The 14,830-nt window shown below is 64.4% G+C and carries 14 protein-coding genes; 6 read left to right on the top strand and 8 right to left on the bottom strand.

The window, feature by feature from the left end:
- The first annotated feature begins 58 nt into the window (after window positions 1-58).
- Window positions 59-784, top strand: coding sequence for an aquaporin Z (gene aqpZ, locus ACQY6T_RS10805; protein WP_428630791.1), 726 nt, complete (start codon window positions 59-61; stop codon window positions 782-784).
- Window positions 785-820: 36 nt separating this feature from the next.
- On the opposite strand, the gene galU is transcribed toward aqpZ, so the two are convergent.
- The 6 genes from galU to ACQY6T_RS10775 form a co-directional block, all read right to left on the bottom strand.
- A complete protein-coding gene (galU, locus tag ACQY6T_RS10800) occupies window positions 821-1,684 on the bottom strand; it encodes a UTP--glucose-1-phosphate uridylyltransferase GalU (protein ID WP_428630790.1) in 864 nt (287 codons plus the stop codon).
- 63 nt (window positions 1,685-1,747) lie between these two features.
- Window positions 1,748-2,248 carry an OmpA family protein gene (locus ACQY6T_RS10795; RefSeq protein ID WP_428630789.1) on the bottom strand — a complete coding sequence of 167 codons (501 nt, stop codon included), beginning with the start codon at window positions 2,246-2,248 and terminating at the stop codon, window positions 1,748-1,750.
- A gap of 16 nt (window positions 2,249-2,264) precedes the next feature.
- Window positions 2,265-3,482, bottom strand: a complete 1,218-nt coding sequence (locus tag ACQY6T_RS10790) for a diguanylate cyclase (RefSeq protein ID WP_428630788.1) — start codon at window positions 3,480-3,482, stop codon at window positions 2,265-2,267.
- Window positions 3,479-4,024 (bottom strand): YfiR family protein, encoded by a 546-nt coding sequence (locus ACQY6T_RS10785; protein ID WP_428630787.1) that lies wholly within the window; start codon window positions 4,022-4,024, stop codon window positions 3,479-3,481. Before ACQY6T_RS10785 ends, ACQY6T_RS10790 begins: the two co-directional genes overlap by 4 nt.
- A 140-nt stretch (window positions 4,025-4,164) precedes the next feature.
- Window positions 4,165-4,701: a peptide-methionine (S)-S-oxide reductase MsrA gene (gene msrA, locus ACQY6T_RS10780; RefSeq protein WP_428630786.1), complete on the bottom strand. Its 537-nt coding sequence runs from the start codon at window positions 4,699-4,701 to the stop codon at window positions 4,165-4,167.
- A 56-nt stretch (window positions 4,702-4,757) separates the two neighbouring features.
- Window positions 4,758-5,708, bottom strand: coding sequence for a M48 family metallopeptidase (locus ACQY6T_RS10775; protein ID WP_428630785.1), 951 nt, complete (start codon window positions 5,706-5,708; stop codon window positions 4,758-4,760).
- Between the two features lie 147 nt (window positions 5,709-5,855).
- On the opposite strand from ACQY6T_RS10775, the gene ACQY6T_RS10770 reads away from it, so the two are divergent.
- From ACQY6T_RS10770 to ACQY6T_RS10750, 5 genes are all read left to right on the top strand, one after another.
- Window positions 5,856-6,905: a COX15/CtaA family protein gene (locus ACQY6T_RS10770; RefSeq protein WP_428630784.1), complete on the top strand. Its 1,050-nt coding sequence runs from the start codon at window positions 5,856-5,858 to the stop codon at window positions 6,903-6,905.
- Window positions 6,902-7,702, top strand: coding sequence for a hypothetical protein (locus ACQY6T_RS10765; RefSeq protein ID WP_428630783.1), 801 nt, complete (start codon window positions 6,902-6,904; stop codon window positions 7,700-7,702). Before ACQY6T_RS10770 ends, ACQY6T_RS10765 begins: the two co-directional genes overlap by 4 nt.
- A 183-nt stretch (window positions 7,703-7,885) precedes the next feature.
- The gene (gene rplM / locus ACQY6T_RS10760) at window positions 7,886-8,365 is read left to right on the top strand and encodes a large ribosomal subunit protein uL13 (RefSeq protein WP_428632629.1); all 480 of its coding nucleotides are present in this window, start codon (window positions 7,886-7,888) and stop codon (window positions 8,363-8,365) included.
- The gene (gene rpsI / locus ACQY6T_RS10755; RefSeq protein WP_428630782.1) at window positions 8,365-8,862 is read left to right on the top strand and encodes a 30S ribosomal protein S9; all 498 of its coding nucleotides are present in this window, start codon (window positions 8,365-8,367) and stop codon (window positions 8,860-8,862) included. Before rplM ends, rpsI begins: the two co-directional genes overlap by 1 nt.
- Window positions 8,863-9,136: 274 nt before the next feature.
- Window positions 9,137-12,607, top strand: a complete 3,471-nt coding sequence (locus tag ACQY6T_RS10750; protein WP_428630781.1) for an autotransporter domain-containing protein — start codon at window positions 9,137-9,139, stop codon at window positions 12,605-12,607.
- A 53-nt stretch (window positions 12,608-12,660) separates the two neighbouring features.
- On the opposite strand, the gene ACQY6T_RS10745 is transcribed toward ACQY6T_RS10750, so the two are convergent.
- The gene (locus tag ACQY6T_RS10745) at window positions 12,661-13,701 is read right to left on the bottom strand and encodes a phosphotransferase family protein (protein WP_428630780.1); all 1,041 of its coding nucleotides are present in this window, start codon (window positions 13,699-13,701) and stop codon (window positions 12,661-12,663) included.
- Entirely contained in the window at window positions 13,698-14,786 is a 1,089-nt protein-coding gene (locus ACQY6T_RS10740) for a hypothetical protein (RefSeq protein ID WP_428630779.1), read from the bottom strand. The genes ACQY6T_RS10745 and ACQY6T_RS10740 overlap by 4 nt, the downstream gene beginning before the upstream one ends.
- Between the last annotated feature and the right edge of the window lie 44 nt (window positions 14,787-14,830).

Genomic DNA, 14,830 nt, shown 5'->3' with positions numbered 1-14,830 from the left:
TGGTAGGTTCGACCCTGCGTCGGGGACGACCAGGGCCACCGGCGGGGAGGAGGGTCATATGACGAATATGCAAAAAGGCTTGGCCGAGTTTATCGGCACATTCTGGCTTGTCTTTGGCGGTTGCGGCAGCGCAGTGCTGGCGGCGGCATTTCCTGACGTCGGCATCGGATTGCTGGGGGTTTCACTGGCGTTCGGCCTGACGGTTATCACCATGGCTTATGCGATCGGCCATATTTCAGGCTGTCACCTGAACCCCGCGGTTACCGTCGGGTTGTGGGCGGGCGGACGGTTCGACGCGCGCGACATCCCGCTCTATGTCGCCGCGCAGGTGGCAGGCGCGGTCGTCGCGGCGTTCCTGCTATATTATGTTGCCAGCGGCAGTCCGGGTTATGATGTGGCGACCAACGGACTGGCCGCCAATGGCTATGCGGCCGGATCGCCGGGCGGTTACGATATCTGGTCGGGCTTCATCATCGAAATCGTGCTGACCGCATTCTTCCTGTGGATCATCATGGGGTCGACCGATGGTCGCGCGCCTGCGGGCTTTGCCCCGCTGGCGATCGGCCTGGCGCTGACGCTGATCCACCTGATCTCGATCCCGGTCACCAACACCTCGGTCAATCCGGCGCGCAGCACCGGCCCGGCGCTCGTCGTCGGGGGCATCGCGCTGCAGCAGTTGTGGCTGTTCTGGCTGGCGCCGCTGATCGGCGGGGCGGTGGGCGGCCTGCTCTACAAGACGCTGGGTGCCGACACGTTCCCGAAACCGAATATCGAGGGCGAATAGCCGCCGACCCGGCGGGGGCGCGTCGCCACCGCCGGTTTACTTCAGCAGATCGATCGCGAAGGCACGAACCTCGGCGGCGATGTCGGAGCGGTCGAGCGCGACCGCCAGATTGGCCTGGATATAGCCGGCCTTCGATCCGCAGTCGTAACGCGCTCCGTCAAAGGTCACGGCGTGGAACGGCTGGGTGCCGATCATGTTCGCCATCGCATCGGTCAGCTGGATTTCCCCGCCCGCGCCTTTCTCCTGACCCTCCAACACGCGCATCACTTCGGGCTGCAGGATATAGCGGCCCGAGATGATCAGGTTGGACGGCGCATCCGCTACCGATGGCTTTTCGACCAGTCCGGTGACTTCGGTCAGCGCGCCGTCGCGCGCGCCGGGCGCGATGACGCCATAGCTGGATACCTGGTCGCGCGGCACTTCGAGCACCGAGATCAGATTGCCGCCGACCTGATGATACGCATCGACCATCTGCTTCATGCAGCCGGGCGATCCGTGCATGAACTCGTCGGGCAGGAAAATCGCAAAGGGTTCGTCGCCGACGATCGATCGCGCGCACCAGATTGCATGACCCAGGCCGAGCGGCTCCTGCTGGCGGACATAGGCGCAATTGCCAGGGCCGAGCCGGGTCGGTTCGAGGACCGACAGATCCTTGCCGCGTTCCGACATCGTCTTCTCAAGCTCGAAGGCGACATCGAAATGATCCTCGATCGCGCTCTTGCCGCGTCCGGTGACAAAGATCATCTGCTCGATACCCGCCTCGCGCGCTTCGTCGACCGCGTACTGGATCAGCGGCCGGTCGACGATCGGCAGCATCTCCTTCGGAATCGCCTTCGTCGCAGGCAAAAAACGGGTGCCGAGACCGGCAACGGGAAAAACGGCTTTGCGGATCGGTTTCATGCGCGGGGGCTTAGCTGCGATGGGCGAACAAGAAAAGCGCGCGGTCGCAAACTTCGTCAAGGCTCATTGCGGGGTGACAATCACCACGACCCGGCGATTGTCCTGACGTCCCTCGGCGGTGTCGTTGCTCGACATCGGGACTGTTTCGCCCCGGCCAATGATCTGATTGGCGGAGATCTGCATTCCGCTGGCCTGCATTGGCGCGGCCACGGCCGCCGCCCGCGCTTGCGACAGCGTCAGATTATAAGCTGCAGTTCCGGTCGAATCGGTGTGGCCTTCGACCCGCGCGGTGGGGATGCCCACCGCTACCAACCTGGCCGCCATGTCGGCCACATGGCCCAATTGCTTTGCCGACACACTGCTTTCGTTGGTTGAGAACAACAGGCGTTCGGGCATGTTTAAGGTCCAGTCGAAGCCCTGATCGATAAAACCTTCGGCTTTCAGCACGGCGACTTGTTCGGGGGTAAAGCCAGTCTGCGGGGGTACGCTTTGGCACGCGGCGAGCAGGGACGCACAGACAATGAGAAGCAAGCTTCGGATCGATTGGGGAATGGTTTGAATCACGACATCTCTCCGATGGTCATACCCGGGAACGGTTGCTCAATTTGTCGGCATACATGGCGGCATCGGCGGCGGTCAGCAGCGCCGTCGCATCGCTTCCGTCGTCGGGATAAACGGCGGCGCCCACGCTGACCGACGCCCGATAGGTTTCGCCGCCGGGAAGCAGCACGGGTTGGGCAACGCAGGCCCGAATGCTTTTCGCCAGATCGTCGGGAACGGTTTCGGTGTCGAGCGGATCGACAATGACCACAAATTCGTCGCCGCCAATGCGCGCAGCGAAATCGCCCTTGCGCAGCGTGTCCTTGATGCACCCCGACAGCGCGACCAGCACGGCATCGCCGGCAGCGTGGCCGAAACTGTCGTTGGCGGCCTTGAAATTGTCGGCGTCGATGAACAGCAGCGCAAAGCGTGCGCCGCGCGTTTCGGCGGCGGCGATGCGCCGAGCAAGCTGCTCGTCAAAGGAGTCGCGGTTCGGCATCGCGGTCAGCGTGTCGTGCGACGCGCGGTGCGCCAGCATCGCCCGCTCGCTTTCCATCGTGCCCTGCCAGCCCTGAAGTTCATCCAGCAGCGCGTTGATGTCGCCGCCCAGCCGGTCGAGCTCGGCAATGCCCAGCGGCTGGACGCGCTTGTCGAACCGGCGGTGCAGACGCACGTCATGCGCCACGGTAGCGATTTCGTTCAATGGCTTGACCAGTTCATATTCGAACCGTCGTGCCAGAAATATGGTGCCGAAGGCGGTGATGAGCAGGCAGCCGAGTCCGGCGAGCAGGCCGATCCGGACATAATCGATCAAGGTCGAGCTATCGCCCCAGACCTCGATCGTGCCGATCGCCGATCCATTGCGCTTGACCGCCACGGCAAAGGGGCGCGGGAAAAATATCCGGGTCAGCAGCGGTGCGGGGTCGGCCACGGGCGACGTCCATTGGGTGAGCGGCTGGCCGACATCGTTCAGCACCCGCAGTCGGGCAATCCCGGGAATTCGCGTCAGCGGCTCGAGCCCTTCACGCGCCGCCTGCGGATCGTTGAACACCAGCGCCGGTTCGACGCCATAAGCGCCAAGCTGAGCGGCCAGTTCCATATTGCGGTCGGCATAGCCGCGCAGCGCCGAAACCCCGGCCAACAGGATGGTGAGGCCGGACAGCGCGACCGCGAACAGGGTGATGCCGAAATGAAAGCGCGACAACAGCTTTTGCAACGTCGTGCGTGCGCCGATCCGCTCGGGAGCATTGCCGGTCATGGCTGACCTCCGGTGCTGCGACCGATGCTGAGCACGCGCGGGTCGATTCGCAACGGCCCGCGTCCGATCGCGTCGAGGTTCACCGAAAAACTGAGGCTCGCGGCGCCGCCGCTCAGGCAAAACATAGCGCCGTAAATGCAGGTGGCATCATCGTCGGTGATCGTCAGGACCGGGCGACCGCGCACCCATGCGATCAATTGCCGCCGGTCGGCCACCGGCATATTTCCTAGAAACAGGATATCGCAGTCACTGCGGCCGGCCACCGCTGCTGCGCTGAGCCGGCGTACCAGCACCGATCCGGCACCCGGTACGTCGGGTGCCATCCGATTGGTCAGCCGCGGCGTGCCAACCACGCACATGATGCGCGCCGTGTCCGCCGATCCGGTCGGCCAGCGCGCATAGCTGACGATGCCGCCAACCATACGGTTGACCGCGCGGGCCTTGCCATCGTCGGAGTCCTCGACGATCGTCTGGCTTGCGGCCTGAACCGACATCTGCGGCGCCGTTAGCGACGCGCCAATCAGAAACAGCGATGCCAGCACTTTGCAGCGACCCCCAACTGCGCCCGAGACCATCCTGCCCCAGCGCGGGGGTGTCCGCTAGTCAAAACGATTGGAAAGTCAACGAAAAGTGACGTCATGCAGCCAAAGTGCAACAGTCCGCGCGCGGACGAACCTGTCGCTTATTCGGCGCGCAGCCGGTCGGCAAATCCCTTGCGCAGCTTGGCGAGCTTCGGGGGGATAACCGCCATGCAATAGGGGTTGCGCTGGCCTTCACTGTCCCAATAGGCTTGGTGGTAATCCTCTGCCGGGAACCAGTCGGACGCCGGCTCGATCGTGGTCACGATCGGCGCCGACCAATCGCTGGCGGCGCGGTCGATCCCGGCGCGCGCGGCGTCGCCCTGCGCGGCGTCGAGGGGGAACAGCGCGCTGCGATACTGGGTGCCGACGTCATTGCCCTGGCGGTTGAGCGTCGTCGGATCGTGCGTCGCAAAATGGACGTCGAGCAGGTCGTCATAGCTGATGACGGCAGGGTCGAAGCTGATGCGGATTGCCTCGGCATGACCGGTGGCGCCGCCACAGACCTGCTTATAGGTCGGGTCCGCGACATGGCCGCCGATGTAGCCGCTTTCAACGCCTTCGACCCCAGCCAGCGACTGGAAAACGGCTTCGGTGCACCAGAAGCAGCCTCCGGCGAAAATGGCGGTCTCGTTGGTCATGGCGTGGATCCTTGGTCTGGGAAAGCGGACGCTTCCAAAATAGGGAGCGCGCCAAGCTATTCCAAGGGCGGCGGTGCGTCGATCAGCGGCGGCTGCAGAACCTTACCCGTCGCGCGCGCTGCGTAGATTGCCGCGGCCTCGGTTGTCAGTGCGGCGACGCGGTCGCGCCAGTTGGGATGCGTCCCCGCCTGGAACAGCGGGCGGCCTTCGCGCTGACCGAAACGGGTCCAGAAACTCGCCGCGGCGGCCGGGTCGTAACCCGCACCGGCGAGCAGCCAGACCGACAGCCGGTCGGCCTCGACCTCGGTCTGCCGGAACAGCCGGGCGCTGCGCCCGAACTGCTTGCCCAGTCCGCGATCGACTCCTGCAGCATCAAGGCGGGCGCGATGGCGCAGAATATTGTGGGCCAGTTCGTGTGCGATGGCCGCGGCGAGCTCGTCGTCGTCGCTGGCAAATTGTGCCAGCCCCTGGTTGACCAGCACCATCCGGCCGTCGGCAATGGCGCCGGGTTTCTCGTTCGCCTCGACGCGAAAATCGCTGACACAACCGGCGACGGGCGTGAGGTTCAGCGTCGCCCCGTCGCCGACATCGAGCGCAAGCGGTGCGGTGGGTCGCAGCGCCGCGAGCTGCATCTCGATCGCGGTGATCCGTGCAAAAGGATGCGCGTCCCGGCCCTCCGGGACGGGGGCGCCCTGCATCCCGAGGACTGCCATGCCAACGCGCATACCCGCTGCAGCAGCGGGCGCGGTCGGCGCGATTCCGGCGATGAAAGCCGCATCGCGATCACCCGCGCCATAAACAGCAAGCGCTTCGACGCGTCGATCCGGGTCGTAAAGGCGCGGGTCGCCCCAGATCCAGCCGAACTGGGGCTGCTGCACCGGGCACCAAGCCGCGTTGGCGGTGGTCAGGCGAAAACCGATCGCCGCAACGCGCGTTTCCAGCGCGGCCAACGCCGCGTAGGGCGAGGGCTCGGCGAGCGCAGCCGCGCTGACGGGCGTTGCCGTCAACAGGGACAGGGCGACAAGGATGGCTCGGGTGCAATGCGGCATCGGCACCGCCTATCAAGATGCGGCTGTCTGGGCCATGAATTTCCCCCACGGGTGCCGCTTCCGACCTCTTGCCTATCGCCCGGCAAGCGCCGATAGGGCGGGGCGATGTCGCACGCTTTTTCCTTGTCTTCGCCCGCCGTCCACCAACCCAGCCCGGCGACGCTCGCGCGTTGGTTGTGGGCCGTCGCTTTGCTGGTGATCGCGGTGGTTGCCGTGGGCGGGATTACCCGTCTTACGGAATCGGGGTTGTCGATCACCGAATGGCGTCCGGTGTCGGGGGTGTTGCCGCCGCTGAACGACGCCGACTGGGTCACGGAATTCGGAAAATATAAGCAGATTCCCGAATATCAGGAGATCAACGTCGGTATGACGCTGGCGGGGTTCAAGGCGATCTTTTTCTGGGAATGGTTGCACCGTATCCTCGGGCGCCTGGTCGGCATGGCGATCATCGTGCCGCTGGTCTGGTTTGCTTGGCGGCGCGCGATTCCGGCGGGCTATGGCGCGCGCTTGCTGGCGCTTGGGGCGCTGGTCGGCCTGCAAGGGGCGATCGGCTGGTGGATGGTGGCCTCGGGGTTGGAGTATCGCACCGACGTCAGTCACTTCCGGCTCGCGACCCATTTGCTCACCGCGTTATTCCTCTTGGCGGGGCTGGTATGGACAGCGCGTGACCTCGGCGCTCTGGCGCGCGATCCCGCCGCGCGGCCGACGCGATTGACTGGCGCGGCGGTCGGCGTGATCCTGATCCTGTTCGTCCAGTTGCTGCTCGGCGCATGGGTCGCGGGGCTTAACGCCGGATATGTCGCGAGCACCTGGCCGCTGATGAACGATCATTTTGTGCCGGAAGGTATCGACTGGACGGGCGGTGCGTGGTTGGCGCTGACCAACGATCCGTTCCTTGTCCATTTCCTGCATCGCTGGTGGTCGTGGATCGCGGCGCTGGCGTTGTTACTGCTCGCGCGCGCTTTGATGCGACGCGGGGCAAAGCGCGAAGCCAAGCTGCTCGTCGCTGTCGTCGCGGCGCAGATGCTGCTGGGTATCTGGACGGTGTTTTCGGGTGTGTCGATGTGGGTCGCCGTGGCGCATCAAGTGGTGGGGGCGATCCTGGTTGCCATTACCTCAGCGGCGCTGCACCGGCTGGGCCGCGCCACCACATGACGCTGCTCGGCGGTTTGGGCAGCGCGCTGCTGATGGTCGCCCAGCCCTTGGCCGCACCCAGCGGTGCGCCGGTCGCGGCGATCGCTAACGCTCAGTTTGCTCCGCCCGTCGGTCGCCCCATGTCTTATCGGGTCACGACGCGCCGTATCGCTCGTGACGGATCGCTGATCAATGTCTCTCTGGTCTATGCGCTGCAATGGCAGCGGATCGGGCGAGGGTACCAGCTTGATGCGATATTGCAGCGGATCGATTCTGATGCCCCGCCTCCTGTCACACGCGCGCTAACGATGATGCTCCAACCGCTGGTCGGCGAGGTGCTGGTCTATCTGGTCGCGCCCGACGGTAGCCGCATCGACGTTGTCGATCCCGACGGCTTGTGGGAGCGAGCGACAGCGCGGATCGAGGCGACGGGCACCGCGGGCGGCCGTGCCGAAGCCAAACAACTGGCGCAGTTGGTGGCGGCGCTACCGGTGGCCGAACGCGACCGTTTGGTGACCGCCGATGTGCGCGCGCTGATCGCGTCCGCAAATGGAGCGATTGCCAATGCCGCCGCGGCTGAGGGCGCCAGCGTGTCGATGCTGCACAGTGGAACGCTGCGCACCGTTGCCAAGGTCGAACTCGATTCGGGGGTGGGCAGCGGTAACGCGCCGCCGCTGGAAATCGGCCATCTGTGGACCATCGACACCGCCACCGGTCTGGTGATGCAGGAACGGCGTCAGAGCTGGATCGTCGAGGCCGATGGGGTCGGACGGACATTGGTCGAGGAGCGCGTGCGGGCGCTTGAGGCGGGCTCCTAAAGGCCAAGGTATAATAATACCTGTCAGCAAAGCCGCGCAATGCTTGACTTTCCACCCACTTGGCGGCATTGGCCCGCTCCGAAGCGCCGCTGCGTCCCTCCGGGGATCAGGCGGCGCGGTTTGTTTCGGGCCGTGGAGCATCGCTTCATCGCCCAGTCCTTATCTGTCAAGGAGCGTGCCATGATGAAGGCGCTGACCAAGACGACCGTATCGGCGAATGCTGCAACGGTCGAAAAGAAATGGGTGCTGATCGACGCCGAGGGCCTCGTTGTGGGCCGCGTTGCATCGATCATCGCCAGCATCCTGCGCGGCAAGCATAAGCCGAGCTTTACCCCGCACGTCGATTGCGGTGACAATGTCATCGTCATCAACGCCGAAAAGGTGGCGTTCACGGGCAAGAAGCTGCAGGACAAGCGTTATTACAAGCACACCGGTTATGCCGGCGGCATCAAGGAAACGAGCCCGGCGAAGATCCTCGAAGGCCGTTTCCCCGAGCGCGTGCTCGAAAAGGCCATCGAACGCATGATCCCGCGTGGCCCGCTCGGTCGCCAGCAGATGCGCAACCTGCGCGTCTTCGCCGGCAGCGAACATCCGCATGAAGGGCAGAGCCCCGAAGTGATCGACGTCGCGTCGATGAACCGCAAGAATAAGGTGGGTGCATAATGGCTGACGAACAGACCATGACCGATCTCAAGGATCTCGGCGGCGCCGTCGAAGGCAGTGTTGCAGCTCCTGTCTCGACCACGCCGCTGCGCGAAAAGATCGTCGACAAACAGGGCCGCGCCTATGCGACGGGTCGTCGTAAAGACGCCGTCGCCCGCGTTTGGCTGAAGCCCGGCACGGGCAAGATCACGATCAACGGTCGCGATCAGGAAGTTTATTTCGCGCGTCCGACGCTGCGCCTCGTGATCAATCAACCCTTCGGCCTGACCGATCGCATCGGCAGCTATGACATCGTCGCCACCGTCAAGGGTGGCGGCCTGTCGGGCCAGGCGGGCGCCGTTCTTCACGGTGTTGCGCAGGCGCTGACCCGTTTCGAACCCGCACTGCGCGGTGTTGTGAAAACGGCCGGCTTCCTGACCCGCGACAGCCGCACCGTCGAGCGTAAGAAGTACGGCAAGGCCAAGGCCCGCCGCAGCTTCCAGTTCTCGAAGCGCTAAACCGAATTTTCCGTCGACGGACGGAGAAGGGAAGGGCGGTCCGGCAACGGGCCGCCCTTTTTCATGTCCGGGGCCAACGCGACGAACGGAGTTAAATATCCGTAAATAAACCATTGTCTAATCGCCGCGCGAAGTTAAGTTATCCCCATGCGCCAAGTCCCTGACCCGGATACGGCGGGCTCTAATGCTACGGGGGTAGTTTATGAATTTTAATATTGATTCGCGGCGCGTGCGCCGCGGAAGTCTGTTGGCGTCGGTTTGCGCTGCGGGCCTGATGCAAATGTCACCTGCCATCGCGCAGGATGCGGGCATGGTGTCGGTTACACGCGGCGACCTGATCGCGGGTGTCCAGCCGGAAGCTCAGAATGCAGCGGGCTACATCGCGGCTACCGATCCCGAGCCTTATGCCAATCTTGTCTCGATCGCCCCCGGGCCGCAGATCGTCAAGATTGACCCCGAACCCGAAATCCTGATCGCCAATCCGGGCACGCCGACGACGGCGCGCGATCCCGTCAACATCACCGGCATCAGTCAGATGGTCGTCGATGCTGGCGGCGGTTCGGTCGGTCTGTGCACCGCGACGCTGATTAATCCGCGCACCGTGATTTTCGCGGCGCACTGCGTGAACTCGCGCGCCTCGACCGCCTATGGAGCCAATTCGGGCGGCACCGCGATCGGCTTTGGTTTTGAAACCAACACCCGCGCCAATGCCGCAGGCCAGACCGACGAACTGGTGCGCTGGTTGCTTGGCGGCGCTGGTGGCGCGGGCCGCTTCCAGACCAATACGGCGCAGGCCTTCTACAACTCGAACTGGGTCAACTATAATCCGTTGTCGCTCGAGCCGGAAGCGCGCAGCTTCCTTTATGGCGACGTTGCGATCGCGGCGCTTGATACCCCCGCCGCGAACATTCCGACTTGGGCATTGCTGTTCTCGCCGCTGACGAACACCGGTACGATCGGTGCTTCGGGCACCGGCTTTGACGTCGGCATCGTCGGTTACGGCCAGAACGGAACCGGGCAAACCGGCGCCGCCGGTAGCGACTTTCGCCGCCGCTCGGCCGAGAATATCCTCGGCGCGCTGACCGATCTGCAGACGTTCGAGAGCTTCCTGTTCGGTGGAGCGCCCAACGGCCTCACCCAGAATCTGTATCTTATGGATTTCGATGATCCGCGTCGTGGTATGACCGGCGCGAGCCCGTTCGACTTCAACGCGTTCCGTGACAATGCGCGGACCAATCCCAACGGCGCCTCGTTGGAAGGTATCACGTCGCAGGGCGATTCGGGTGGCCCGCTGATCCTGCAGAATACCTTTGCGCGCCAGGTCGTCATCGGCGTGCTGTCGGGCGGCTACACCCGCTTCTTCAACGGCCAGCCGGCGAACGGCTATGGCACCGTGTCCTTTTATCAGCCGCTCTATCTCTATTGGGACTGGATCGCGGCGAACAATCCCTATCACTATGTGTCGGCGACCGCCGGTAACGGGTCTTGGACCGATCCCACCCATTGGGTATCGACCATCGATCCATCCTATATGATCCAGTCCGGCGGCCAGCTGGTGAACGGCATCCCGACGCTGACCGGTCAGCAGAAAGACGGCACCACCGGCGATTTCGGACAAATCTGTTTCCAGCAGGGCGGCGTCAGCGATTGTCTCGATACCCGTACTGGCGTTGAAGTCGTCGAGAACCGGCCTATCGGGACGTCGGACGACAATGCCGGTTCGGCATCGGCTGACGATATTGCCGCCGGTACGACGGTGACGCGCGAAAGCTTGATCCCGGGCGTCCAGCCCGAGGCCCAGGCGGCGGCGCTGCCGCTCCCGGTCGCGACGCTGGCGAACGGCTTGCCCGGCGCGACCAATTTTGTGCCGAACAACGTCGATCCGGTCCGCACCGCAGGGACGGCGCCGCGCTATTTCGACGTAACGCTCAGCGCGACCGGTCTCACGACCCTGACTGGCGCGAACGTCACCATCGACCGTCTGACCATCGGTACCGCCGGGGCTGCGCTCCAGATCGATGCCGGCGCGTCGCTGACGTCGCTGATCAACGTCAACCAGCTCGCGGGCATGGTGACGGTCAACGGAACGCTCAGCTCGGTGGGCGATTACAGCCTGTTCGGCGGCGGCCTGATGGGGTCTGGCCGAGTCAACGCGCCGTTCCTGACCAGCGTGCTGGGGCAGATCGCGCCGGGTACGCCGACGACGATCGGTACGCTGACCGTTGGTGGCAATGTGGTGCTGTCGTCGGGGAACAACCTGTTCATCAACTTCGGTCCTAACGGCACGTCAGATGTGCTGGCGGTCGTGGCGAACGGCACGTCGACAGGTTCGGCGAATCTCGGCGGCGCGGTCAGCTTTTCGCCGGTCGCGGGTTATCAGGTGACGGCGGGCGACCGCTACACCTTCCTGACCGCAGCGGGCGGGGTCACCGGCACCTTCAGCGGAGCATCGGCTATTTCGGCGATCCTGACACCGCGTCTGACCTATGGTCCCAACGCGGTTTCGGTCGAGATCCAGGCCGGTCTCTACCGCGACGTCGTCGCCGCCACGTCGGTCCAGGGCGCTTATGCGCAGCTGCTCGATCAGTCGCGCGGCAACGCCGGTCTCGCCAGCGTCTATGGTCCGCTCGATCTACAGAACGCCGCGACGATCCGTGCCACGCTCGAAAGCTGGGCGCCGCGGACCGAAACGCTGCGCGGATCGCTCGCGACGGTGGCGGTCGACAATATGTCGCGCTTCACGCGCGATCGTCTGCTCCAGCTTGATGATGGCGACATGGGCGGTACCCTGTCGATGATCGGTCGTCCGGTGCAGCTCGCACAGCTCAACATGACCGCGGTCGGCGCCGACACGATGGCGGTGCGGTCGGACAGCGATGCGGTGACGGTGCAGCAGGGCCGCTTGCCCGAGGACACCAGCGCCTTTCTGGCCGGCGGCTATCTTGACGGCGACAGCCGCCCGATGGCAACCGCGCTGCCGGGCGGCGGCCGCGATCAGTTCGATGGCTTCTATTTGGCGGGCGGCATCGAAAAGGCGCTCGACGAAGGCAGCGTGATCGGTTTCTCGCTGAGCTACACCGACGTCGATGGCACCACCCCGATCGCGGGACAGAGTGCCAGCGGCAGCCTGTATCAGGGGACGCTGTACGGTAAAGCGATGCTGGGCGGCGGGATCGAACTGGCGACGCAGATCAGCGCTGGTGCGTTCGATTCGCGCACCACGCGGGTCGCCGACCTGGTTGGTACGCCGTTCACGCTGACCGGTGACGACACCTCGCTGATCTTCACCGGCGAGGTTAGCCTGGGCAAGAATTTCGACCTTGGCGCGCTCGAATTCGGCCCGCGCGTCGGGGCCCGCGCCAGCCATATCGGCTTCTCCGACATCAAGGAAAATGGCGGCGGTCCGGCGCTGCGTCTCGATCGTTCGAGCTTCAACAGTCTGCAGGGACGTGCCGGTCTGGCGCTGTCGGGCAAGCAGGGCAGCAGCTTCCAGCCGCACCTCAGCGCCGACTATGTCCATGAATTCGAAGACGCACCGGCATCGTTCGGCGCGACCTTCGTCGGTGGCCCCGGACCCAGTGCGATCTTCGGCCTGGCCGGAACCGACAAGGACTGGTTCGAAGTCGGCGGCGGCGTGACGATCACGACCGGTAACATCGACCTGTCGATCGGCGCCGACACGACGATCGGACGCAAGGATGTGTCGAACCAGAGCTATCGCGGTTCGGTGACGTTCCACTTCTGATCAAACCCCGAACAAATGGGGGAGGGCGGTCCGGCGACGGGCCGCCCTTTTCGTTAGAGAAGTTCGAGGCTGCGCAGGGCGAGCGCCTGCCGGGCCGGACGCTCTGCCATCACCGCGAACATTTCGTCGCCGCGGTCGGTGCGCTCGACATTCATCGACGCAAAGACCGCCATGAAATAGCCGCTCAACGCTCCGACGCGATAATCGTCCCACAGCGCGATCGGATCGGGATCGATGCCGCCCGCCTTAAGCGCCGCGATCCAATGGTCGAAGGCCGGGCGGTCGGCGGCGGCGCGTTCGAACGGGTCGGCGATGCTGGTGCCGACCAGATAGGCAAGGTCAGCCGCGCCGCTGCCGCGACCCAGCGTCTGCCAGTCGACGAGCCAACAGGCGGCGCCGTCGGGCGTAAACATGATATTGTCGATGCGAAGATCGCCGTGGACGATCGTCCGGACAGAAGGCTCGCGGGCAAGATAGGCGTCGAGCCGATCGACGATGCCCGCACCGACTTCGAGCAGTTCGGGAGCGAGTCTCGTGGCGTAACGCTCGCGAAAGCCCAGATAGAGCTGCGGAAACACCGCGCGGATCAGGTCGCCATTGTCACGTGCGAGCCATGGTATTTGCGCGAGCTGTGGATCATTCCACAGATGGGCATGAAGCTTTGCCGCCGCCTCGATGCAGGGGACGAGGCCGGTCAGACCGATGCCCGCCAACTGGTCACCCTGCCGGGCCGGGGCAAGATCCGACAGGATGAGGATGAAATCGACCTCGTCGTCTGCGATGGCATAATGATGGCACTGCGGCGCGGCGACGCCGCTCGCCGCCGCGAGTTCGCGGTACCAACTCACTTCCTTGACATAGGTACCGGTCAGCTTGGCGATGTTGCGGCTGGCCTCATCGTGGCTCGGGCATTTGACGATGACGGTTGTCGGGGCATCGACGCCGTCGTGCCAATCGAGCGTCATGCGATAGCTGTCGCACATCTGCCCGGTGCCGACCTTGGCCGCGGTGAAGTCCTTCAACTGCCCTGGTTGCCCGAGTACGTCGCCGAGCCAGTCGGCATTGATCGCGTCGGGCGAGGTTGGGAAGCTCATGCGGCGGGGTCCATCAGGCCGGTCAGGCCAGTGGGCGCGTGCGGGCCGACGAACAACTGTTCGAGCACCCCGATGCCGCGATCGGTGCGGTCGCCTTCGCTCAGTTCGGCGTGGACCAGCGCTTGGACATGCATCGCCAAGGGGTTGCCCCATTGGCGCTCGGGTTCGGACAAGCTGTCGTGCGCGACTTCAAGGTCGCCATGGTCGAAACCATGCCCCCAGACCGGGTGGGTGTATCCGAGCCCGCTCATCACGAACATCGGCCCCGTTGGGGTCAGCGTCAGTCGGGTCATGGGGTCGAAATCAGCGGTGAGTTTAGTCAGCCGCCGCGTCCCCGATTGCCACTCGGCGGTGAAGCCGGGGTCGGCGTAATGCCGTTCGGAGCCATTATTGCCGACCAGCACCGCGCGGCGATTCCACGGACTGCCTTCGCCATCGTCGTTGCTGTGAAAAAACAGCGAGCGATCGGCAAAATTGCACGGTGTCCACAGCCAGAAGAATTGGTGGAAATTGCCCTGCGGCGGCGGTTGCGGTTCGGCGGCGCCGATTGGACGGATGCCCCAGCTGCGGTCGCGCGTTCCGGCCCAGTCGGCGCCGATCTCGATCCGCTGCCCATCGACCGCCAGCCAGCCCGACCAATGGCCGTTTTGCGTCATCCGCGTATAATCCATGAACAGGCGGGTGCCGTTGCGACGGGTGAACCGGGGTTCCTCGATCGGGAAATGGCGCGCGGTGAAATGCAGCTCGCCGGCTAGCGGCCCATCGTTAGCAGTGACGGTCAGGGTCAGTCGTTCAAGCGGTTCGTCGATGCCGATCGTGACAGGCCCGACCGATAGATCGAACCGCTCGCCTGTCGAGCGACGGCTGGTGCGCAAATTATGCTGCACCCCGTCGATCAGAACACAGAAGGCCGCATCGACAATCCCGAGCTGCGGATAAAATCCCATCGCGGCGGCGAAGAACGCCGATCCGTCGGGTGCGTAGCCGTTGAAGAAATAGCGATCGTAGAAATTGCGGTCGGTGCCGGCGAACGCGATCGGCTCGGCGCTCTGGTGCAGCGGGAAATCGTCGCCCTTGGTCAGCATCGTCGTTCCTCATCCCGTTTTTTCTTGCAACGTAACGGGATGCG

The sequence above is a fragment of the Sphingopyxis sp. genome, assembly GCF_965279725.1.
Lineage (GTDB): Bacteria > Pseudomonadota > Alphaproteobacteria > Sphingomonadales > Sphingomonadaceae > Sphingopyxis.
The sequence above is the reverse complement of the archived record's forward strand: the minus strand, read 5'-3'. Positions and strand labels throughout refer to the sequence as shown.

Excerpts from the sequence above, each read along its gene's own strand:
- rpsI (WP_428630782.1), top strand. The coding sequence starts at position 8,365 with ATGGCTGACGAACAGACCATGACCGATCTCAAGGATCTCGGCGGCGCC.
- ACQY6T_RS10745 (WP_428630780.1), bottom strand. The coding sequence starts at position 13,701 with ATGAGCTTCCCAACCTCGCCCGACGCGATCAATGCCGACTGGCTCGGC.
- aqpZ (WP_428630791.1), top strand. The coding sequence starts at position 59 with ATGACGAATATGCAAAAAGGCTTGGCCGAGTTTATCGGCACATTCTGG.
- ACQY6T_RS10790 (WP_428630788.1), bottom strand. The coding sequence starts at position 3,482 with ATGACCGGCAATGCTCCCGAGCGGATCGGCGCACGCACGACGTTGCAA.
- galU (WP_428630790.1), bottom strand. The coding sequence starts at position 1,684 with ATGAAACCGATCCGCAAAGCCGTTTTTCCCGTTGCCGGTCTCGGCACC.
- ACQY6T_RS10740 (WP_428630779.1), bottom strand. The coding sequence starts at position 14,786 with ATGCTGACCAAGGGCGACGATTTCCCGCTGCACCAGAGCGCCGAGCCG.
- ACQY6T_RS10765 (WP_428630783.1), top strand. The coding sequence starts at position 6,902 with ATGACGCTGCTCGGCGGTTTGGGCAGCGCGCTGCTGATGGTCGCCCAG.
- ACQY6T_RS10770 (WP_428630784.1), top strand. The coding sequence starts at position 5,856 with ATGTCGCACGCTTTTTCCTTGTCTTCGCCCGCCGTCCACCAACCCAGC.
- ACQY6T_RS10750 (WP_428630781.1), top strand. The coding sequence starts at position 9,137 with ATGCAAATGTCACCTGCCATCGCGCAGGATGCGGGCATGGTGTCGGTT.
- msrA (WP_428630786.1), bottom strand. The coding sequence starts at position 4,701 with ATGACCAACGAGACCGCCATTTTCGCCGGAGGCTGCTTCTGGTGCACC.
- rplM (WP_428632629.1), top strand. The coding sequence starts at position 7,886 with ATGAAGGCGCTGACCAAGACGACCGTATCGGCGAATGCTGCAACGGTC.